Below are 20,301 nucleotides of genomic sequence, written 5' to 3'. Positions count from 1 at the left end.
TGGCTTTTTTCTCTCTTTCAGTTAGACTAAAAAGGTTGAGAAAAGGAGAGCGTAAAAATGGATATTTATTTAAAAAAAGCAATTTTACACATAATTGATCGAGAAACTGGGACGCCGGTTTTCTCTGAAAAGGAACTAGATTTAACCACTGAGTATATTCGAACGTATTTAACTGCAAAAATTTCAAAACTTTCGACTGCACAAACAAAGACTGGAACATTGGCGGAAAATAGTTCCTTTGTTGACACGTTACGTGGGATTCCTAGTGATTTTGTGAAGAAAAGCCAAGAAGTTACCCAACATTGGTATGATGTTTATTCAGGAAGCGAAGATGCGCCTAGTGCTGATATTTTGTTCATTTTATATGAATTAGATACGGTGTTACATGTCGCAATGATTAAATTAAACTATAAAGAAAGTTACACGCATTACGTCGACTATGAGGAAGAATCCGTTTATAACAAACTGATTATCAACCGAGCAATTTTGTCTTCAAAATCACAAAAACCAGATGAAGGGATTACGGTTGACTTAGATACATTAGCGTTTGAATTACTAGAGAAAAGATATGAATTTTCAGGAGAAAAAATCTGGTATTTCTCTGAAAAAGTGATTGAGACGCAAGCGGCACCTTCCATGGAAGAAAATATCAAAGAAATTAAAAAGGCAGTCAAACGCATTGGAAAGAAATTTAACGAAGATGAGTTTGAACTAATGGCTTCGGTAAAAGAAGCGGTATATGATAGCATTGAGGAAACGGGAACGATTGACAATGAGCAGATTGCTGAGCAAGTATTTAAAGAAAATGTATCAGCTAAATTAGCTTACCAAGAAGAAGTGAATGAGTCGAAGTTTGTCGACAAAACACCGCCAGTCAGAGAATCTCGCGAAATTTCTGAAAAGAAATTTGGCAAACAAAAGTTAAAAATGGATAACGGTATTGAATTAATTGTTCCGTTAGATGTTTACCGCAATGGGGATTTAATTGAATTTGTTAATAATCCAGATGGCACAGTGTCCATCATGCTAAAAAATATCGAAAAAATTAGTAATCAATTATAAAGAAAAAACCGTTGGTCGCTTACCAACGGCTTTTTTTCTTTATTTTAATTTTTCCAAAGCTTTTTCTGGGACTTCTTTTTCTGTCACTTCATTCCAGCTGATCACGCCTTTACGGGGATTAACTTTCAATTTTAGATAGGCTTTCATACGCAAAGGTTGATCACGGGATTCGTTTAATTCCACGGTTTTTTCTTCACCGTTTTTATTAAACGCAGGTTGTTGATAGTAATAAATGGTCATTGCTTCACCAGAATTTGTTTTTTCATCTTTCTTTTCACCAGATGTTGTGATTTGTGTATAATAGGCTTCTCCACCGTAATAGTAATTATAAACGCCCCAGCTACCACCGGCTAAAATGACTATGGGAATTAATATTTTTAGTAATGTTTTCATTTTCCTCACCTCAAGGAATAGTATGCCTTTTTTTTAGGAAATTTGCCATATTTTTTTCCGTTAATTGAGTGACAATTTTGTTAGTTTCGGCACTTTCTTGAAAAATTCATCATTTTTTTAAACAAAAGACAACGTTTGTCGCTCCCTTTTTTTCACTATCATGCTACAATAAAGAAAAAAAGATGGAGGTAGAGGACAATGATGCCCTTTTATTTTGGAATCGATCCAACCTATATATTGGTAATTATCGGAATTGCGATTTCTGGTGCGGCCTCCGCATATGTTAACAGTACCTTTCGTAAATATGATCAAGTACGAAGCAGTAAACATGTTACAGGCACGCAGGCAGCACAATATATTTTACAAAAAGAACAAATTAATGATGTTGGAGTTCAGCAAATTGCTGGTGATTTAACTGACAATTATAATTCTGGAAACAAAATGTTGAGCTTATCCGAAGCCACTGCTCAATCGACATCGGTCGCGGCTATTGGCGTGGCGGCTCATGAATGCGGACATGCGGTACAAGATCATACGAACTATGTGCCTTTACGTCTTCGTGCAGCTATTGTTCCAGTTGCCAACATCGGTTCAACCATCTCCTTTCCACTAATTTTGATTGGTGTTTTATTTAGTTGGAATCAAACATTAATCAACATTGGAATTTTGGCTTTTTCATTAGCCTTGATTTTTCAATTGGTGACTTTACCGGTGGAGTTTAATGCGTCTAGACGTGCATTAAGTATTCTTTCTGAAGGTGGGTTATTAACAGAAGAAGAAGTCCCAATGGCCAGAAAAGTTCTTTTTGCAGCTGCACTTACCTACGTAGCAGCTGCGCTTTCGACCTTTTTACAACTTTTACGTTTGGTTATTTTATTTGGTGGCAACAACCGCCGAGACTAAGTGCCAGCAAAGGTCTTTCTATTACGCATAAAAGTAATAATATGTTATGATTAAAATAGAAAATAACAGAGGAGCTGAAGGAAATGAAAGCATCAACAAAAATTGGTATCGGTTTAAGCATTGCTGCAGTTGCAAGTGTCTCTGTTGCAGTCATCGCTTCTGAAAAAATTATTAAGAAGGTATCTCATGTTTCCAATCGTTATAAAGTTAAAAAGTTTGTAGACGATAAATTTGATGGAAACCAAAAATTATTATCGATTGTCGATGATTTATCCGATGATGAATTAGATTCTGTTTTAAATGTTGTGGATCGTGTGAAAGATGGCGGTTCAAAATTAGCTGAATATGGCGAAAAAGTTAAAGACAATACAGATTCTTTAAAAGAACGCTTTTTCACATTTATTGAAGATGCAATGAAGTAAAAAAGATGGCCTAGGCCATCTTTTTTTTATAAAAATAATTCTTTTGTTTCAACATAATAGCCTCTGCCACCAACTAGAACTTGATCAATTGTCTTTTGGGATGTAGTGTTCAAACGCACTAAGACTTCTGAAGGAGCGTTTAAGGTATAACCTTGGGCAAAGGTGTAATTGGTTTTTTGTAAAATTTGGTGATGGTACAGATAACAAGCTAACGCACCATTTGATGTACCAGTAGCGGCTTCTTCATCGATGTCATAAAGGGGTGCAAAATTCCTACAAATGATATTTTCTTCAGACAAAGCAAAAAGATGCATCCCAATAACTCCATACTTTTGACTAAGTAACTTAATTTTTTCAAAGTTTGGTTGTAAATCCTGTAATAATTGCGCATTTTTAATGGGAACCAAAATATCTTTTAGACCCGTTGACACAATCTGGATAGGAAAAACAGTTGCCACTGCGTTTAAATCAAAGTAGCCGCTCAATTCTTCTAAAGTGAGCGTATCATAAAAAGTTGGGACAGTTTGTTCCATAAATAGTTGTTCATCGTTCACCGTGATTGCGAGCAAACCGCTGTTCGTTTCGATTGTATATGCTGTTTGCAATAATTTATTTAAGTGCTTCATGATGGTGAAAGCGCCAATTGTCGCGTGGCCACATAAGTCGACTTCTTCTTTTGGTGTAAAATATTCAAGGCGGAAATCAGCAATCTTTGAGTCTGAAATAAAAGCAGTTTCTGCAAATCCTAGTTCTTTGGCGATGGCCATTTTTTGGGTTCTCGTTAAGGGCTGTGTCATAAAAACAACGCCTGCTTTGTTGCCACCTTCGTGGTTTTTACTAAATGCACTAGCGACATATGCGGTAATTTTCATTGGAACGCCTACTTTCTAATTGGGAATAAAAAACATACGAGTAAAAAATGGACGTACTACTTTCTTAATAACAAATAACAAAAGATTAAATCATCCATTTTTTTTAAAGATAAGCCAGTTTGTTCAAAAAACTTTTCCAACCGATAGTGTAAAGTATTTCGATGCATAAATAAATCTTTTGCAGTGGAGCTGATATTGCCTTGATTTTTCCACAAAGCGCTGATGATTGGCTGAATATCGGTGTCTTTATTTAATAAACGACGATAATACTCAACAAGTACATTTTGGCTCATGGCTTCCTTGGTAAAATAGTGGAGGGCGACATCGGTTAAACTAAAAACAGTCGTCCGGCTAGAGGAATTAAGTTCTTCTGAAAAAATACGTTGTTCTTCATGGAAACAACGCCGGAGAATGTCTTCAGAGGAATAAAAATTGCCAACAAATACAGCACTAGTGCAATCAAAGTCTGTATCTAATGTTAAAAAGATCCCTTGAATTTCTTCTTGTTGAAAGGTATTTTTTGACTGTTCTTCAACTAAAATATACATATTATTACTTGGACTGAAACAATCAACTGTATCTGGAAACATCTTTGTTAAATTAAATTGCCATTCAGCTTGTAATTCTTTTGGGACATTCGTTTGAATTTGCAACATACGAAAGGTCCCTTCGGCAGGTAATTTTGCCTGTTGAAATAAGTAACTGAACCAAGGATGGTTACCAGTAATTGTTGGGTTTTCAGAAATTGGAAAAAGCGCTTCCAACAAATGCTGTTCTTTAATGCTTAAGAAAGCTTTATTCACAATGAAAAATTGGTCGTCAACAGGAATTGAATAGGTGGCTTCGGAACCAATTGTTTTTGATAAATAGCCTTTGGGATAAAGCTGAGATAAATTTTCAATAATCATAGACACACCTCACTGATTTATTGTACCATGAAGCAAGACAGAAGTTTAGTGGGAAAAAGCCGAAAGGTGGAAATTAATTGGGAAAAAAAGAAACAACGTTAACACAAGAAGAAAAAGAATTTTTTATGCGAGAAGCCATTGCAGAAGCGAAAAAAGCAGAAGGTTTGGCTGAGGTGCCTATTGGAGCTGTGATAGTTCGTCAAGGGGAAATTATTGGCCGCGGGCATAATCTGAGAGAAGCACGGCAAGAAGCAACGGCGCATGCAGAAATGTATGCAATCCAAGAAGCGTGTCGCGGGATAGAAAATTGGCGTCTAGAAGAAACCCAATTATTTGTAACTTTAGAGCCTTGTCCAATGTGTAGTGGGGCGATGCTTTTAGCACGAATTCCAGAAGTTTATTATGGCGCAACTGATCCTAAAGCAGGCACTGCTGGGACTTTGATGAATTTATTAGAAGATGAACGCTTCAATCATGTGGCCTATGTCGAAGCAGGCGTTTTAGAAGAAGAGTGTCGCTTATTGCTAGTTCAGTTCTTTAAAAGGTTACGGGCAAAGAAAAAAGAAGAGAAACTTTTAAAAAATCAAAAGAAAGACTAGTCAAAAGAATAAAAATACGTTATACTAGGTTTTGCCGAAAGGCTAGGACAATGGCGGGCTAGTGAATTGTGTCAGATCCGGAAGGAAGCAGCACTAAGCAAGTGCCGCCATGTGTCTGATTGAATAAGGAACGTATCAAGGCTGAGAAGCCTTTTTTTATTTGAAATAAAAAGAAGCAAGCCGTTATTTTTACGGCTTGCTTCTTTTTAAATTTATGCCCAATCGCCATTTCTAAAAACTGGAACAATCGTCCCGTCTTCCTTAATGCCGTCAATATTCATTTTGTCAGATCCTACCATAAAGTCCACATGTGTTTGGCTACGATTTAAACCAGCTTCAGCTAATTCTTCTTCGCTCATCTCCGTGCCGCCTTGTAAGTTGAAGGCATAGGCCGAACCAAAGGCTAAATGATTAGAGGCATTTTCATCAAACAATGTATTATAAAAAATCAAACCGGATTGTGAAATTGGTGAAGGGTCTGGTACTAAAGCAACTTCTCCTAAGTGTTTGGCACCTTCATCAATAGCTAAGAGATTTTTCAATGCTTCTTCGCCTTGTTCAGCTGAGAAGTCAACAACTTTTCCATCTTTAAATGTAAATTTCATTCCCGAAATGATTGTGCCAGCATAACTTAGTGGTTTTGTACTAGAAACATAACCATCAACGCGGCGACTATCTGGGGCGGTGAAAACTTCTTCTGTTGGCATATTAGCCATGAATTCTTCCCCACGCGCGTTATAACTACCAGCGCCTTCCCATAAATGGTTTTTAGGCAAACCAATCGTTAAATCTGTTCCAGGAGCTGTGTAGTGTAAAGCAGTAAATTGTTGTTCGTTTAATTCAGCCGCTTTTTCTTGTAATTTTTTATCATGGATATCCCAAGCAATGACTGGGTTTTCTTCATAAATTCGTGTTGTTTTGAAAATTTCATTCCAAAGTGCATCAACTTGTTCTTCACTTGTTGCTAATTCTGGAAAGACTTTAGCTGCCCAGCCTTCACTAGCAGCAGCTACAACAGTCCAACTTACTTTGTTGGCTTGCGTTGCTTTTCGTAGGTTGACCAATGCTTTCCCATTAGCCGCTTGGAAAGCTGCTACACGTTGTGCATCCACGCCAGCTAATGCATCAGGATTAGAAGAAACCACGCTAATTCGGCTTGCGCCTTTGGCAATCCAATCATCGGTTTGATCAATTTTATATTGAGGAACATTTTCAATACGATCAGTTGCAGCATGAGATAAAAATTCACGTTGAATGGTTTCGTCGCTCCATTGAACAATTACTTCGGCCGCGCCTAAGCGATAAGCTTCTTCCGTAATTAAGCGGGCAAGGGGCGCTTGATCGACACTGATTTGTAAAACAACCGTATGATTGTCCTGAACATTGACACCCGTTTCAGCAATTAAACGTGCATATTTCTTTAGATTTTCATTAAAATTCTCTAAGGTCATTCGTGATTCCTCCTTCATTTTGATGGGTAATGACTGCTCATATCATAACACGGAAGAGCAGGGAACTCAACGAAATAAAGCCTTTATCAACTGTTATTTTAAGTTGGGGTAAAAGTTGTCGTGCTCCCGCTCAGTGAACTTTTGTACAAAGAGTTGTTCTAATTTTGCATAATAGAAAAATCGTGTTACAATAACCATAAGCATTTATTTGGAAGCGTTGTATATGAATGAATAAAGGGGATAGGGAATTATGGCAAGAAAAAAAACCATTACGAAAGAGCAGATTTTAACAGCTGCCTATGAAGTAGTCGCCACTGAAGGATTTTCGAAGTTCACTGCACGTAATATTGCTAATAAAATGAAATGTTCCACCCAACCGATTTATTTGGAATTTAAAAACATGGATGATTTACGCGATGCTTTATTCCAAAAAATTCATAAATACTTAGCGAAAGAAGTCTTTCCAGTAAAACATACCGGAAATACAATTGTTGATTTGGCTTTAAACTATATTCATTTTGCGACAAGTGAAAGTAAGTTATACCGTGCGCTTTATTTAGAAGAATATGGTGGCGGCAAAAAAATGCAAGAATTCTCTTATCACTATTTTACTGAAGCGGTAAAAGCCGATCCTGAGTATGCTAATTTAAACGATGTTCAAATTGACTCTTTACACATGGGAACATGGGTGGTCGCTACTGGTGTGGCTGCATTGATGACTTCTGGAATTATCCATCCTTCAGAAGAACAAATCATTCATTTAATGAAAGATAGTATTGAAGCAATTCTTGAACGAGATGAACCAATTGATATTGACCTATAAAAATTAAAAAAAGTGTAACCTCATGCTGATAACTTCTGTGAGGTAACAGCAAAAGACTGTTTCTTAAAAGAACGGTCTTTTTTTGTTAAGTGTATTAATGGTAGATTATTCGCAACCATGCTACAGTAAAGAAGAGAAATAGAAAGGGGCAAAAAACATGAACCGAGTGAAAGATAAGCGTTTATGGCTAAGTATTGTAGGAATTACCGGACTAGGGCTCTTGTCGGGCTTATTTTCAGTAAATGCGAGAGAATATTATCAAGCGTTGAGATTACCAAGTTTTGCTCCGCCAGGCTGGTTATTTGGACCGGTGTGGTTGGTGTTGTATATTTTTATGGGCATTACTTTTTATTTCATCTTAGTTCATCCAAATAAACAACAGAAAAAACGGATGATTACGCTATTTATTTTACAATTTATTGCGAACTTTTTCTGGACATTTTTCTTTTTTTCTTTACAAAATAATTTATTATCTGTGATTGATATTTCATTGTTATGGTTATTATTAATAGTTCAACAGTGGGACTACTTGCGTTATAAATTAATAACGCGTGGCTGGTTGATGATTCCTTATATTCTTTGGGTTACTTTTGCGGCAGCATTAAATTACAGTATTTTATTTTTAAATTAGGAATATCAAAACACCAGAGAAAAATGGAAACTAGCCATTTTTTTCTGGTGTTTATTTTATTTATTTCAACGTAGTTATTCTGCGGCAGTTGCTAATTTTTTCGCAAATTCTTCTAAACGTTGGATGTCGTCTTCTTCAGCGGCTAAATCAACTTTAACGCTGTCGGCGCCTTTTTTTGCCCCAATTTGAGTAAAGACTGCTTCGAAGTCGTCCACCGATTTACAAAAATCATCATAAAACGTGTCTCCTGAACCACAAACGCCGAAGATTTTTCCTGATAAATCAATCTCTTGTAAGTCTTCATAAAAGTCGACAATTTCATCAGGTAAATCGCCATCGCCATACGTATATGTAGCTACTACACAGATATCGGCCTCTTCAAAATCAGCGGCATCGACTTGCGTACACTCATCAATTTCAACCTCTAATTCTAAATCTTCAAATGCTTCTGCAACAATGTCGGCAATTTCTTCTGTATTCCCAGTCATGCTTGCATACACAATTTTAGCTAACGTCATAAACTTTCTTCCCCCTCATACAATTCTGTCACTTATTATAGCAGATGCGCATTTCTTATAAAAGACTAGCGAGTGCTTTTATTAAGGGACTTTTTGAAAATTGGTGTTTGAACAATCTTTTTTGCAAAAAATGTGATAAAATAATTTGAATGAAACAAGTTTAGGAGAGATAGTATGATTACATTAAAATCACCACGAGAAATTGAAATGATGGATGAATCAGGGGAATTATTAGCGGATGTTCACCGTCATTTACGGACGTTTATTAAACCTGGCATTACAAGCTGGGATATTGAAGTATTTGTGAGAGACTTTATTGAAAGTCATGGTGGCGTGGCGGCTCAAATTGGCTATGAAGGTTACAAATATGCTACTTGTTGTAGTATCAACGACGAAATCTGCCACGGATTTCCTCGTAAAAAAGTATTAAAAGATGGCGACCTAATCAAAGTAGATATGTGTGTCGACTTAAAGGGCGCAATCTCTGATTCATGCTGGTCTTATGTCGTGGGTGAATCAACACCTGAAATTGACCGCTTGATGGAAGTAACCAAAAAAGCGCTATATCTTGGAATTGACCAAGCACAAGTAGGAAATAGAATTGGCGACATTGGTCATGCAATTCAAACGTATGTAGAAGGAGAAGGCTATGGGGTTGTTCGCGACTTTGTAGGCCACGGCATTGGCCCAACTATTCATGAAAGTCCAATGATTCCTCACTATGGTGAAGCAGGTAAAGGACTACGTTTAAAAGAGGGAATGGTTATTACCATTGAGCCAATGGTTAACACAGGAACTTGGCGCATGAAAATGGACCCAAATGGTTGGACTGCTTATACTGAAGATGGCGGTCTAAGCTGTCAATATGAACATTCATTAGCGATTACGAAAGAAGGTCCAAGAATCTTAACGTCACAAGGCGAAGAATTGACTTATTAATAAGGAGAGTGTGTGATGAAGTTTCTCGACAACATCAAAAAGAATCAATCTTTGATGCGTTTTATTGAGACAACGCAAAGTCACATGGTCACAGCCGAAATAGGCAACAGCTCAGTGGTTGTTGCCTATTATTTATTACTCTCGCTGTTTCCATTACTGATTGCGGTAGGTAATGTCTTACCTTATTTAAGAATCGACCCTAATTCTGTGTTGCCTTATATTGCAGAGGCGATTCCGAAAGATGTTTATAAGAACTTAGAACCAGCGATTCGTTCACTACTGACTCAACGTTCAGGCGGGTTGCTTTCTGTTTCCGCTTTAGCAGCATTTTGGAGTGCCAGTCAAAGTATTAATGCACTACAAAACGCGATGAATAAAGCTTTTGGTGTCGAACAAAGGAAAAATTTTATTCTCGTAAGAGTGGTCTCATTTTTAGTTATTTTGTTATTTATGGTAGCGATTGTTGGTGTAGTAGTAATTTTAGGTCTGGGTCAGTACATTATTGAATTACTGCAACCAATTTTCCATTACTCAACGTCTGTGATCGATACTTTCCAAGCGTTAAAATGGCCGTTAACGACCGTTGTTTTATTAGTGATTATGTGTTTGATTTATGCGGTCGTTCCTAATCGGAAATTATCGTTACGTTCTATTTTGCCAGGGGCTATTTTTTCGACAGTCGGTTGGATGCTATTATCACAAATTTTTGGTTTGTACGTAAAATATTTTAGTTCTAGAATCGCAAGTTATCAAATCATTGGGAGTTTTATCATCTTGATGTTATGGTTGAATTTTGCTGCCACGATTATTATTTTAGGAGCAATTGTCAACGCTGTCGTCGATGAATACTTATCTGGAGATAAAGAAAAGAAACAACCAAGTTTTGAACAACGCTTGTTTAGATGGTTTAAAAAGAAAAATAAATAGATTTCTTTAAAAAAGTCTAAACCGTTGCCAGAACACATGTTTCAGCTTGTAAATGCTTCAGTTTACGGTATAATATACCCTGAACGAGAAGAAAGTGGGTTCGACTATGTCACTATTTATTTATGAAGTTTTGATACGTTTATTTATGACATTTATCTTATCTTTGCTATTAACACCACTTGTTAAGCTTCTAGCGTTTCGGATTGGCGCCTACGATGCACCAGGAGAGCGACGAATCAATACCAAAAATATGCCTACAGCAGGAGGACTTGCAATCTACATTGCTTTTGCTAGTTCATGTTTATTGATTTTTCGTTCGATTATCCCACAAGATTATATTTGGCCGATTATTTTGGCTGGTGGAATGGTTGTTTTGACAGGCCTCATTGATGATATTAAAGAGATTACTCCAATGAAAAAAACAATCGGTATTTTGTTAGCAGCATTAGTTATTTATTTTGTTGCTGGAATTCGGATAGATTTTGTGACGTTGCCAGTTGTTGGAATGATTGATTTGCGCTGGTTTAGTTTACCACTAACTTTATTGTGGATTTTAGCGATTACGAATGCAGTAAATTTAATTGATGGTTTGGATGGTTTAGCATCAGGCGTATCCATTATTGGATTAACCACGATTGGTATTACAGGGTATTTTTTCCTACATGCTAAAACGGTCTATATTCCAATTGTTATTTTTATTTTAGTTGCGAGCATTGCGGGATTTTTCCCATACAATTTTTATCCGGCTAAAATATTTCTAGGAGATACCGGGGCGTTATTCCTCGGGTTTATGATTGCAGTAATGTCGTTACAGGGCTTAAAAAATGCCACGTTTATTACGGTAATTACGCCAATGGTGATTTTAGGTGTACCAATCACGGATACGGTTTATGCAATTATTCGACGGCTATTGAACAAGAAGCCCATTTCCTCAGCAGATAAAATGCATTTACATCACCGCTTGTTATCTTTAGGTTTTACCCATAAAGGGGCGGTCATGACTATTTATGCATTAGCGTTAGTTTTTTCCTTTGTCTCTTTATTGTTCAGCTATTCAAGTACAGTAGCATCAATTTTATTAATTGTCTTTTGTTTAATTGGCTTAGAACTATTCATTGAACTAATCGGTCTAGTTGGCGAAGGACATCAACCGTTGATGTATTTGTTACGGATTTTAGGGAATCGTGAATATCGTCAGGAGCAAATGAAAAAGCGACTTGGCAAGCATTCTAAGAGAAAGTAAAGAAATCTTTAGGTTGCTTTGCGAGAGCGTAAACCTATGATATAATTCCATTAAACTTAAAAAAGTATATGTGTGAAACATATGCTTTTTTTTTAAGACGATGTTTCAGTAGTAAGGAGAAATGAGCATGCAAGAAATGGTAACAATCTCGATTGTCACTTATAATAGTCGTTACATTTTTAATGTACTAGACCAATTAAAAGCCGAACTAGGTACTGATAGTATTTATGATATTCATATCTATGACAATCATTCTGAAACAGCGTATCTTGAAAAATTAACAACATATGAACCATTTATTACTATCCATCGAGCTGAAGAAAATCAAGGGTTTGGTCATGGTCATAATCAAGTGTTATTCAATGCTTCGACAAAGTATGCAATTATTTTTAATCCCGATGTTTTGGTTACTAAAGACGTGCTTGATCGTCTATTAGACCGTATCAAAATAGATAAGAACATTGCAGTCGTTAGCCCTAAAGTGTTAAATGAAGATGGCACGACGCAATATTTAGTTCGTCAAAAATTAGATGTCTTCGATTATATGTTACGTTTTATTCCCTTTCAATTTGTAAAGAAAATTTTTGATAAACGTTTGAGTATTTATGAATGTCGCGATTTGTCGGATACAGAAACAACGGATATTAAAATGGGCTCAGGCTGTTTTATGTTGATTGATCGTGAAAAATTCGTTGAAATTGGTGGGTTCGATGAACGTTTCTTCATGTACTTTGAAGACAACGATTTATGTTTACGTTTTGGCAAAGCAGGCTATCGGATTCTCTATACGCCTTTTGAAACGGTTGTTCACATGTATGAAAAGGGTGCCCATAAAAGTCGAAAATTGTTTAAAATCTTTATGCAATCAATGGGAAAATTTTTTAACAAATGGGGCTGGAGGTTCTTTTAATGAGTCAAAGATTAGCGGTAGTCATCGTCTTATATCAAATGAAAATGGCTGATACGCCGAATTATTTGTTATTAAAAGAAGTGGTAAATCACCCCGAATTGCACTTATTTATTTATGACAACAGCCCACTTCCTCAAGAAGATGCATTATTTTTACAACAAAATGTTACTTATCGACATAATCCTGATAATCCAGGCCTAGCGACCGCTTATAATGAAGCGATTGCTTTTAGTCAAACGAATCAATGTGAATTATTGTTGCTCCTTGACCAAGACACAGAAGTACCAGCTTCTTATTTTGATACGTTGATCATCATGCCGTTAGATCCGACTGTGGCAGTCTATGTTCCAATTGTAGAAGCAAATGGACAACAAATTTCGCCAGTATATAGTGATCAATATGTTGGACTTAAAGGAGCAAAGCCAACAGCAGGGATAGCCAACCAACCGTTGATGGCTATCAATTCTGGTACAGTCATTACGGCAGAAACACTGCGCTGGTTGGAAGGATTTTCGGAAGAATTTCCTTTGGACTATTTAGATCATTGGTTCTTTTATCAATTGAATCAAGCCAATAAAAAGATTGAAGTCTTACCAATCCACCTAAAACAAGAATTGTCTGTTTTAGATTATCGTACAATGAGTCCTCAACGTTATCGCTCTATTATTGAAGCAGAAACGTTATTTTATCGTCGATATGATCAAGAAAAGTTTTCCCATCATCGACGCCATTTATTTTTACGCAGTAGTAAGCAATTTTTAACTGTCAAAAATCGCCAAATTTGGCGGCAAACATTGGCAGAATTTCTCAAGTTAATGAAAGGATAATCTATGATCTCAGTTTGTATTGCGACATATAATGGAGAAAAATATCTCGCGGAACAATTAGATAGTATTCTTTTACAAGTCAGTGAAGAAGATGAACTAATTATTTCAGATGATGGTTCTACTGATCATACGTCGGAAATTTTGAGGACGTATGCAGCGAATTATCCCCAAATTCAATTGTTACAAGGTCCAGGGCAAGGAGTGATTGCTAATTTTGCATTTGCGCTTACGCATACGAAAGGCGAAGTGATATTTTTAGCAGATCAAGATGATGTTTGGTTGCCAAATAAAGTAACGACGGTGACAGAATATTTTGAAGCGCACCCTGACATTCAAGTGGTTATTAGTGACTTGAAAATTGTTGATGCAGATTTACAAGTTACCAATCCCTCTTATTTTAAGTTCCGAAAAGTCAAACCAGGGTTTTGGCGAAATGCGATAAAAAGTGGCTATATTGGGGCAGGTATGGCCTTTCGTCAAGAGATGAAAAACGTTATTTTACCCATTCCGCCAGAAGTTCCTATGCATGATATGTGGATTGGCTTATTAGCTGCACGGAAAAAGCAAACGGGTCTCATTAAAGAACCATTAGTGCTTTACCGAAGACATGGAGCGAATGTCAGCCCTATTATTACCAAAACAAGTTTCCAACAAAAATTAAATTGGCGTGTGAATTTATTAAAAGCTTTACATCAGCGTTTAAAGGAAAAGCGCTAAACTTTTACAGATTTGTAAAATTTACGTAAAAAACATGACAAACCCTATGCTTAATGCGATAATAGGGAAGGATATTTGGTTTTATAAAAACTAAAAATAGAAGTATTTAAGGAGATTGTTCATGAAAGGAATTATTTTAGCAGGCGGAAGCGGGACACGCTTATATCCGCTAACAAAAGCAACATCAAAACAATTAATGCCAATTTACGACAAACCAATGATTTATTACCCAATGTCAACGTTAATGTTGGCGGGAATTAATGAAATTTTGATTATCTCTACACCAGAAGATACACCACGTTTTGAAAGCTTATTCGGCGATGGCCATGATTTAGGCATTCATATCGAATACGCGGTACAAGAAAGCCCAGATGGTTTGGCGCAAGCATTTATTATTGGTGAAGAATTTATTGGTGATGACAGTGTCTGCTTAGTTTTAGGGGACAATATTTATTATGGTGGCGGCTTATCAAAAATGTTGCAACGAGCGGCTTCTAAAGAGTCAGGGGCAACAGTCTTTGGTTACCATGTAAATGATCCAGAGCGTTTCGGCGTGGTAGAATTTGATGAAGAGATGCGGGCGCTTTCTATTGAAGAAAAACCAGCACAACCGAAGTCAAATTACGCAGTGACAGGTTTGTATTTTTACGACAATGAAGTGGTTGAAATTGCGAAAGGGATCAAACCGTCAGAACGTGGGGAATTAGAAATAACAGACGTTAATAAAGTCTACCTTGAAAAAAATAAACTTTCTGTTGAGGTAATGGGCCGTGGCTTTGCTTGGTTAGATACAGGCACACACGAATCCTTATTAGAAGCGTCAACATTTATTGAAACAATTGAAAAACGTCAAAATTTAAAAGTCGCTTGTTTGGAAGAAATTGCTTATCGAATGGGCTATATTACAAAAGAACAATTGGTAGAATTGGCACAACCATTGAAGAAAAATGGCTACGGCCAATACTTGCTACGTTTAGCAGCAGAATAGGAGCGAAGAAACGTGAAAGTTATTGATACAAAATTACAAGATGTCAAAATTATCGAAATGGATGTTTTCGGTGATCATCGTGGCTTTTTTACAGAAAGTTATTCCAAAGCTAAATTTGCAGAACATGGATTAGACTTTGATTTTGTCCAAGATAATCATTCATTATCAACAGAAGCAGGTGTCTTGCGTGGATTGCATTTTCAAAAAGGCGAAGCTGCGCAAACCAAACTAATTCGCGTTGTAACAGGTGCGGTATTAGATGTGATTGTTGATATTCGTAAAGGGAGTCCAACCTATGGTCAATGGGAAGGCTACATTTTATCAGAACATAATCACCGTCAGCTTTTAGTACCAAAAGGTTTTGCTCATGGTTTTGTCACCTTGACACCGAACGTGAATTTTATGTACAAGTGTGACAATTACTACAATGCGGCAGCAGACGGCGGTATTGCTTTTAACGATCCAGCGTTAGCTATTGATTGGCCAATTGCGCCAGAAAAAGCGATTACGTCAGAAAAGGATCAAAAACATCCAACCTTAAAAGAATTTGAAGCGGAAAATCCGTTTATCTATGGCGAAATTTAAGAAAAAAGTAGGAGAGTTTCAATTATGAAAAAAATCATCGTAACAGGTGGAGCTGGTTTTATCGGCTCAAATTTTGTTCATTATGTTGTAAAGAATCATCCAGAAGTTCATGTAACTGTATTAGATAAATTAACGTATGCAGGAAATGAAAAAAATCTTGAAGGTCTACCGAGTGATCGCGTGGAATTAGTCGTAGGAGATATCGCTGATGCTGAATTAGTTAATCGTTTAGTCGCTGAAACAGATGCGGTCGTTCACTATGCTGCTGAATCGCATAACGACAACTCATTAAACGACCCATTCCCATTTGTACAAACCAATCTGATTGGGACGTACACATTGATCGAAGCTTGCCGTAAAAACAATGTTCGTTACCACCATGTATCGACTGATGAAGTTTATGGCGATTTACCTTTAAGAGAAGATTTACCAGGACATGGAGAAGGCGAAGGGGAAAAATTCACTGCCGAAACGCCTTACAATCCTTCAAGTCCTTATTCTTCAACAAAAGCAGGATCTGACTTGTTAGTCAAAGCGTGGGTTCGTTCTTTCAACTTACAAGCAACAATTTCAAATTGTTCAAATAACTATGGGCCATATCAACATATTGAAAAATTTATTCCTCGTCAAATTACCAATGTCTTAAGTGGCATTACACCAAAACTTTATGGTGCTGGTAAAAATGTTCGTGACTGGATTCATACAAACGACCATTCTTCGGCTGTTTGGGCAATTTTAACAAAAGGACAAATTGGCGAAACATATTTAATTGGAGCCGATGGTGAAGAAGACAATAAAACAGTGATGGAATTAATTTTAGAATTAATGGGACAACCTGTTGATGCCTATGAGCATGTCAACGATCGTGCAGGACATGACTTACGTTATGCGATTGATTCAACCAGATTACGCGAAGAATTAGGTTGGGAACCAGAATTCACGAATTTCCGTGAAGGCTTGGCAGAAACAATCAAGTGGTATACAGAAAATGAAGACTGGTGGCGTGCAGATAAAGAAGCTGTTGAAGCAAAATATGCACAAAATGGTCAGTAATTTTTTCTGACATGTGAGATAACAGTCGAAAGGCGATGGCAAAGTACAAAAGCTACTTTGCCCTGCCTTTTTTTCAAGAAGGAGCGAAAAAAATGATTTTAATTACTGGTGGAAATGGCCAATTGGGCACAGAATTACGTCACCTATTAGATGAACAAGGAATTGAGTATGTTTCAACGGATTCCACAGAATTAGATATTACTGATGCGGATAGTACGTTGGCAAAAGTGAAAGAAATTCAACCAAGCGTCATTTATCATTGTGCTGCTTATACAGCTGTTGATAAAGCAGAAGACGAAGGCAAGGAATTAGATGAAAAAGTGAATGTAGATGGCACACGTCATGTTGCAGAAGCTGCTAAAGCAGTGGGGGCGATACTTGTTTACGTAAGTACAGATTATATTTTTGATGGAACTAAAAAAGAAGGCGTCTATACGATTGATGATCAACCGAATCCTTTAAATGAGTATGGTCGGACGAAGTTATTAGGTGAACAAGCGGTACAAGAAATCCTGGACGACTATTATATTATTCGAACATCATGGGTATTTGGTCAATACGGTCATAACTTTGTCTTTACCATGCAAAAATTAGCGGAAACAAGAGACCAACTAAAGGTAGTGGACGATCAGTTTGGCCGCCCAACTTGGACAAGAACGTTAGCCGAATTTATGGCATTTGTTATTGCAGAAAAAGCGCCATTTGGTGTTTATCATTTGTCTAATGAAAACAGCTGTAGCTGGTATCAGTTTGCTAAAGAAATTTTAAAAGATACTGAAGTGGAAGTACTGCCAGTGGATTCAACTCAATTTCCACAAAAGGCGCAAAGACCACAATATTCTGTCATGGATTTAAGTAAAACAGAAGCGTTAGGCTTTAAAATTCCTACTTGGCAGGAAGCCTTAGCACAAATGTTAGAAAATGTTCAACAATAAAAAACTTAACTAAAGGGTTTTTGGGTAGAGAGAAAGTGGAAAGGTGTTCTTCTATGAAAGTTCTTTTAATCATTCCTGCTTACAATGAGGAAGAAAATATTTTGCGGACGATTGCTTCCATTGAAACATTTAAACAGGAAGTTACGCATTTTCAACATGAATTGGATTATGTGGTAATCAATGATGGTTCGACAGATAGAACCAAACAAATTTTAGAAGCCAACCAAATTAATGCCATTCATTTAGTGTTGAATTTAGGGATTGGCGGGGCGGTACAGACCGGCTATAAATACGCCTTAGAAAATGAGTATGATGTGGCGGTTCAGTTTGATGGTGATGGTCAACATGATATCAATAGTTTACCTGTCTTACTGGAACCATTAGCAGAGGGTAAATGCGATTTTTCGATTGGCTCTCGTTTCCTTCCTGGAAACGAAGCGGCTTTTCAAAGTACGAAAATGCGCCGTTTTGGTATTCGTCTATTATCTTTTTGCATTCGAATAGCTTCTGGTAAAACAATTTATGATGTGACTTCGGGGTATCGAGCGGGAAATCGGAAAGTGATTGCTTTTTTTGCAAAGCGCTATCCGACAAACTATCCCGAACCAGAATCGATTGTTCACTTAATCAAAAAACGCTTTGTGATTGTTGAAAGACCTGTCAATATGATGGAACGGCTTGGTGGTGTTTCTTCGATTCGTGCATTGGCTTCTGTGAAGTATATGCTGGAAGTCGGCTCAGCAATTCTGATTGCTGCCTTTATGAAGGAGGGAGATTGATGTTACCAACCGTGTTATGGTTTGTTTTATCTTTATTTGCAATTGGCTTTTTCTTATACATTATTCGAGGAATTAATAAAAATATTTTTCTCCTAAAAAATGCCTTGATTTGGTTATTAATCTCAATTGTTTTAATTATTTTTGCTATTTTCCCGCATGTGGCAGAATGGTTAGCAATGGCCTTTGGGTTTGAAACAACGTCAAACTTCTTATTATCAGCTGCAGTGATTGTCCTTTTAATTATGGAAATTAAAAATTCTGTGTTGATTTCAAAACACGAAAATCGCATTAAAACATTATTGCAGGAATTATCTATCATGAAATCTGAAGAAAATAAAAAAGATCGCTAATGTGTAGTGACCCTTAAAAGTTGGACCTGAAAGTCTAATTTTTAAGGGTCAGCTCAATGAATAGCGATCTTTTTTATTTAAGATTCATAATCACAATGCCGACAATAATAACCACAGCACCAATAAGGGCATTCGTTGTGATTGTCTCTTTTAGAATAAGATTTGAAGCGATTAAAATAGCAATGTTTGTACAGGCAACGCCTAAGGGAACAATGTAAGAAACATCGGAACGACTAATAATTAACATCCATAAAATAAAACTAATTAAATAACAAAATAAACCTAATAAAGAAATAAGTGAGATATTCATTGAAAAGATTGTTTGTTGGAGTTGGATGTTCAAACTGCTAGAACCTAGTTTAAATAAGACCAGACCAGCAGAAGACAGAAATACGTAAATAATAAAAAGAACCATAATTTCCCTTCTCTCAAAAATAGTTTCCGTGCAAAAAATGCAAGACCTCCATTATTGTAGCATAATCTCCTAAAAATTGGACAAGATTTTTTAATATAGTGAAATCAGTTAAATTTTTCTTTATAAAAAGGGGTCTACTATTGAAAAGCTAGGCGTTTATCGATAAAATAGAAATGTTGTTTAAAATGGCATTTTTGTATCCAAAAATTTTAGATAAAAATAGTTTATTACGGAAGGAATAAGTATATGTTTAAAGAAACATTTTCAATTTTTAAGAATATTTTTCAGAACAAAAAATTGTTACTACAATTTTCATTTAATGATTTTAAGGCCAAGTATGCTGGTTCAGCACTAGGGATTGTCTGGGCGTTTTTAACGCCATTAGTAACTGTTTTGACGTATTGGTTTGTCTTTTCTGTAGGCCTTCGTTCTAGAGCTGGCGACAATATGCCGTTCATTGTCTATTTAGTAACAGGGATGGTGCCTTGGTTCTTCTTTTCAGATTCGTTATTATCAGCCACGAATGTGTTTCGTGAATATAGTTATTTAGTTAAAAAAGTCGTGTTTAATGTACAAATTTTACCAACGTCTAAAATTTTATCGAACTTGTACACCCACTTGTTTTTCATTCTAATTGGTTTTGTAATTACTACAGCTAACGGTTATTATCCAAGTTTGTACAGTTTGCAATTAATTTACTACTTAGCTTGTTTATTAGTCTTTTTAACAGCAATTACGTGGATTACTGCTTCAACACAACCATTTTTACCTGATATTATGCAATTTATCAATATCATTATGCAAACAGTTATGTGGACATTGCCAATTTTATGGCAGCCAACTGGAATGATTGCGACAATCTTAAAAATCAATCCATTATATTATATTGTTCAAGGATACCGCGAATCTTATTTAGGCGGTGCATGGTTCTGGGAACATTGGCAATATAGCTTATATTTCTGGGGAGTTACTATTGTTTTACTATTAATTGGCTCAACCGTGTTTAGACGCTTAAAACCACATTTTTCAGATGTACTATAAGGAGAGAACG

Annotated in this window: 25 protein-coding genes and 1 other RNA gene; 20 read left to right on the top strand and 6 right to left on the bottom strand. The window is 36.5% G+C overall.

The window, feature by feature from the left end; all coding sequences use genetic code 11:
* Window positions 1–57 precede the first annotated feature (57 nt).
* Complete coding sequence (locus IGJ24_RS09075) at window positions 58–1,062, top strand: nucleoid-associated protein (protein WP_002356866.1); 1,005 nt, start codon at window positions 58–60, stop codon at window positions 1,060–1,062.
* 39 nt (window positions 1,063–1,101) lie between these two features.
* Here the strand turns inward: IGJ24_RS09075 and IGJ24_RS09070 are convergent, their stop codons facing one another.
* Window positions 1,102–1,455, bottom strand: a complete 354-nt coding sequence (locus IGJ24_RS09070) for a YxeA family protein (protein ID WP_002387247.1) — start codon at window positions 1,453–1,455, stop codon at window positions 1,102–1,104.
* Window positions 1,456–1,653: 198 nt separating this feature from the next.
* On the opposite strand from IGJ24_RS09070, the gene IGJ24_RS09065 reads away from it, so the two are divergent.
* Entirely contained in the window at window positions 1,654–2,358 is a 705-nt protein-coding gene (locus tag IGJ24_RS09065; protein WP_002384290.1) for a zinc metallopeptidase, read from the top strand.
* 83 nt (window positions 2,359–2,441) lie between these two features.
* On the top strand, window positions 2,442–2,780 hold the full coding sequence (locus IGJ24_RS09060) for a hypothetical protein (protein ID WP_002356871.1): 339 nt from the start codon (window positions 2,442–2,444) through the stop codon (window positions 2,778–2,780).
* A gap of 26 nt (window positions 2,781–2,806) precedes the next feature.
* On the opposite strand, the gene IGJ24_RS09055 is transcribed toward IGJ24_RS09060, so the two are convergent.
* On the bottom strand, window positions 2,807–3,652 hold the full coding sequence (locus tag IGJ24_RS09055) for a PhzF family phenazine biosynthesis protein (RefSeq protein WP_289865388.1): 846 nt from the start codon (window positions 3,650–3,652) through the stop codon (window positions 2,807–2,809).
* 56 nt (window positions 3,653–3,708) lie between these two features.
* Window positions 3,709–4,560, bottom strand: coding sequence for a PucR family transcriptional regulator (locus tag IGJ24_RS09050; protein WP_002398570.1), 852 nt, complete (start codon window positions 4,558–4,560; stop codon window positions 3,709–3,711).
* Window positions 4,561–4,637: 77 nt separating this feature from the next.
* On the opposite strand from IGJ24_RS09050, the gene tadA reads away from it, so the two are divergent.
* Window positions 4,638–5,159 carry a tRNA adenosine(34) deaminase TadA gene (tadA, locus tag IGJ24_RS09045; protein WP_002384292.1) on the top strand — a complete coding sequence of 174 codons (522 nt, stop codon included), beginning with the start codon at window positions 4,638–4,640 and terminating at the stop codon, window positions 5,157–5,159.
* Between the two features lie 39 nt (window positions 5,160–5,198).
* An RNA gene (gene ffs / locus IGJ24_RS09040) (signal recognition particle sRNA small type) lies at window positions 5,199–5,285 on the top strand.
* Window positions 5,286–5,371: 86 nt separating this feature from the next.
* Here ffs and IGJ24_RS09035 read toward each other — a convergent pair.
* A complete protein-coding gene (locus IGJ24_RS09035; RefSeq protein WP_010708839.1) occupies window positions 5,372–6,610 on the bottom strand; it encodes an aminopeptidase in 1,239 nt (412 codons plus the stop codon).
* Between the two features lie 250 nt (window positions 6,611–6,860).
* On the opposite strand from IGJ24_RS09035, the gene IGJ24_RS09030 reads away from it, so the two are divergent.
* Both IGJ24_RS09030 and IGJ24_RS09025 read left to right on the top strand, forming a co-directional pair.
* Window positions 6,861–7,433, top strand: coding sequence for a TetR/AcrR family transcriptional regulator (locus IGJ24_RS09030; protein WP_002356883.1), 573 nt, complete (start codon window positions 6,861–6,863; stop codon window positions 7,431–7,433).
* Between the two features lie 157 nt (window positions 7,434–7,590).
* A complete protein-coding gene (locus tag IGJ24_RS09025; RefSeq protein WP_002356884.1) occupies window positions 7,591–8,064 on the top strand; it encodes a TspO/MBR family protein in 474 nt (157 codons plus the stop codon).
* Between the two features lie 74 nt (window positions 8,065–8,138).
* Here the strand turns inward: IGJ24_RS09025 and IGJ24_RS09020 are convergent, their stop codons facing one another.
* Window positions 8,139–8,582 carry a flavodoxin gene (locus tag IGJ24_RS09020; protein WP_002356885.1) on the bottom strand — a complete coding sequence of 148 codons (444 nt, stop codon included), beginning with the start codon at window positions 8,580–8,582 and terminating at the stop codon, window positions 8,139–8,141.
* Between the two features lie 174 nt (window positions 8,583–8,756).
* Between IGJ24_RS09020 and map the strand changes: the two genes are divergently transcribed.
* The 12 genes from map (at window position 8,757) to IGJ24_RS08960 (ending at window position 18,835) form a co-directional block, all read left to right on the top strand.
* Window positions 8,757–9,521: a type I methionyl aminopeptidase gene (gene map, locus IGJ24_RS09015; RefSeq protein WP_002389095.1), complete on the top strand. Its 765-nt coding sequence runs from the start codon at window positions 8,757–8,759 to the stop codon at window positions 9,519–9,521.
* Window positions 9,522–9,536: 15 nt separating this feature from the next.
* On the top strand, window positions 9,537–10,448 hold the full coding sequence (locus IGJ24_RS09010) for a YihY/virulence factor BrkB family protein (protein WP_002384297.1): 912 nt from the start codon (window positions 9,537–9,539) through the stop codon (window positions 10,446–10,448).
* 106 nt (window positions 10,449–10,554) lie between these two features.
* The gene (locus IGJ24_RS09005; RefSeq protein ID WP_002366956.1) at window positions 10,555–11,691 is read left to right on the top strand and encodes an MraY family glycosyltransferase; all 1,137 of its coding nucleotides are present in this window, start codon (window positions 10,555–10,557) and stop codon (window positions 11,689–11,691) included.
* A 121-nt stretch (window positions 11,692–11,812) separates the two neighbouring features.
* Window positions 11,813–12,601 (top strand): glycosyltransferase family 2 protein, encoded by a 789-nt coding sequence (locus IGJ24_RS09000; RefSeq protein ID WP_002359892.1) that lies wholly within the window; start codon window positions 11,813–11,815, stop codon window positions 12,599–12,601.
* Window positions 12,601–13,428 carry a glycosyltransferase gene (locus IGJ24_RS08995; RefSeq protein ID WP_002376950.1) on the top strand — a complete coding sequence of 276 codons (828 nt, stop codon included), beginning with the start codon at window positions 12,601–12,603 and terminating at the stop codon, window positions 13,426–13,428. Before IGJ24_RS09000 ends, IGJ24_RS08995 begins: the two co-directional genes overlap by 1 nt.
* Window positions 13,429–13,431: 3 nt before the next feature.
* Window positions 13,432–14,145, top strand: coding sequence for a glycosyltransferase family 2 protein (locus tag IGJ24_RS08990; RefSeq protein WP_289865389.1), 714 nt, complete (start codon window positions 13,432–13,434; stop codon window positions 14,143–14,145).
* A gap of 121 nt (window positions 14,146–14,266) precedes the next feature.
* Window positions 14,267–15,133 carry a glucose-1-phosphate thymidylyltransferase RfbA gene (rfbA, locus tag IGJ24_RS08985; RefSeq protein WP_002364387.1) on the top strand — a complete coding sequence of 289 codons (867 nt, stop codon included), beginning with the start codon at window positions 14,267–14,269 and terminating at the stop codon, window positions 15,131–15,133.
* 12 nt (window positions 15,134–15,145) lie between these two features.
* A complete protein-coding gene (rfbC, locus tag IGJ24_RS08980) occupies window positions 15,146–15,718 on the top strand; it encodes a dTDP-4-dehydrorhamnose 3,5-epimerase (protein ID WP_002356893.1) in 573 nt (190 codons plus the stop codon).
* Between the two features lie 24 nt (window positions 15,719–15,742).
* Window positions 15,743–16,771, top strand: a complete 1,029-nt coding sequence (gene rfbB, locus IGJ24_RS08975) for a dTDP-glucose 4,6-dehydratase (protein WP_002359895.1) — start codon at window positions 15,743–15,745, stop codon at window positions 16,769–16,771.
* Window positions 16,772–16,863: 92 nt separating this feature from the next.
* Window positions 16,864–17,706 carry a dTDP-4-dehydrorhamnose reductase gene (gene rfbD, locus IGJ24_RS08970; RefSeq protein ID WP_289865390.1) on the top strand — a complete coding sequence of 281 codons (843 nt, stop codon included), beginning with the start codon at window positions 16,864–16,866 and terminating at the stop codon, window positions 17,704–17,706.
* Between the two features lie 53 nt (window positions 17,707–17,759).
* Window positions 17,760–18,485: a glycosyltransferase family 2 protein gene (locus IGJ24_RS08965; protein WP_129193848.1), complete on the top strand. Its 726-nt coding sequence runs from the start codon at window positions 17,760–17,762 to the stop codon at window positions 18,483–18,485.
* A complete protein-coding gene (locus IGJ24_RS08960) occupies window positions 18,485–18,835 on the top strand; it encodes a DUF2304 domain-containing protein (RefSeq protein WP_002419746.1) in 351 nt (116 codons plus the stop codon). Before IGJ24_RS08965 ends, IGJ24_RS08960 begins: the two co-directional genes overlap by 1 nt.
* A gap of 73 nt (window positions 18,836–18,908) precedes the next feature.
* Here the strand turns inward: IGJ24_RS08960 and IGJ24_RS08955 are convergent, their stop codons facing one another.
* A complete protein-coding gene (locus IGJ24_RS08955) occupies window positions 18,909–19,250 on the bottom strand; it encodes an EamA family transporter (protein ID WP_002356899.1) in 342 nt (113 codons plus the stop codon).
* A 246-nt stretch (window positions 19,251–19,496) separates the two neighbouring features.
* On the opposite strand from IGJ24_RS08955, the gene IGJ24_RS08950 reads away from it, so the two are divergent.
* Complete coding sequence (locus IGJ24_RS08950) at window positions 19,497–20,291, top strand: ABC transporter permease (protein WP_002356900.1); 795 nt, start codon at window positions 19,497–19,499, stop codon at window positions 20,289–20,291.
* Window positions 20,292–20,301 lie beyond the last annotated feature (10 nt).

The organism is Enterococcus sp. DIV0546 (genome assembly GCF_051712785.1).
GTDB lineage: Bacteria > Bacillota > Bacilli > Lactobacillales > Enterococcaceae > Enterococcus > Enterococcus faecalis.
Note: the sequence above shows the minus strand (reverse complement) of the source record. Positions and strands in the feature narration are given on the sequence as shown.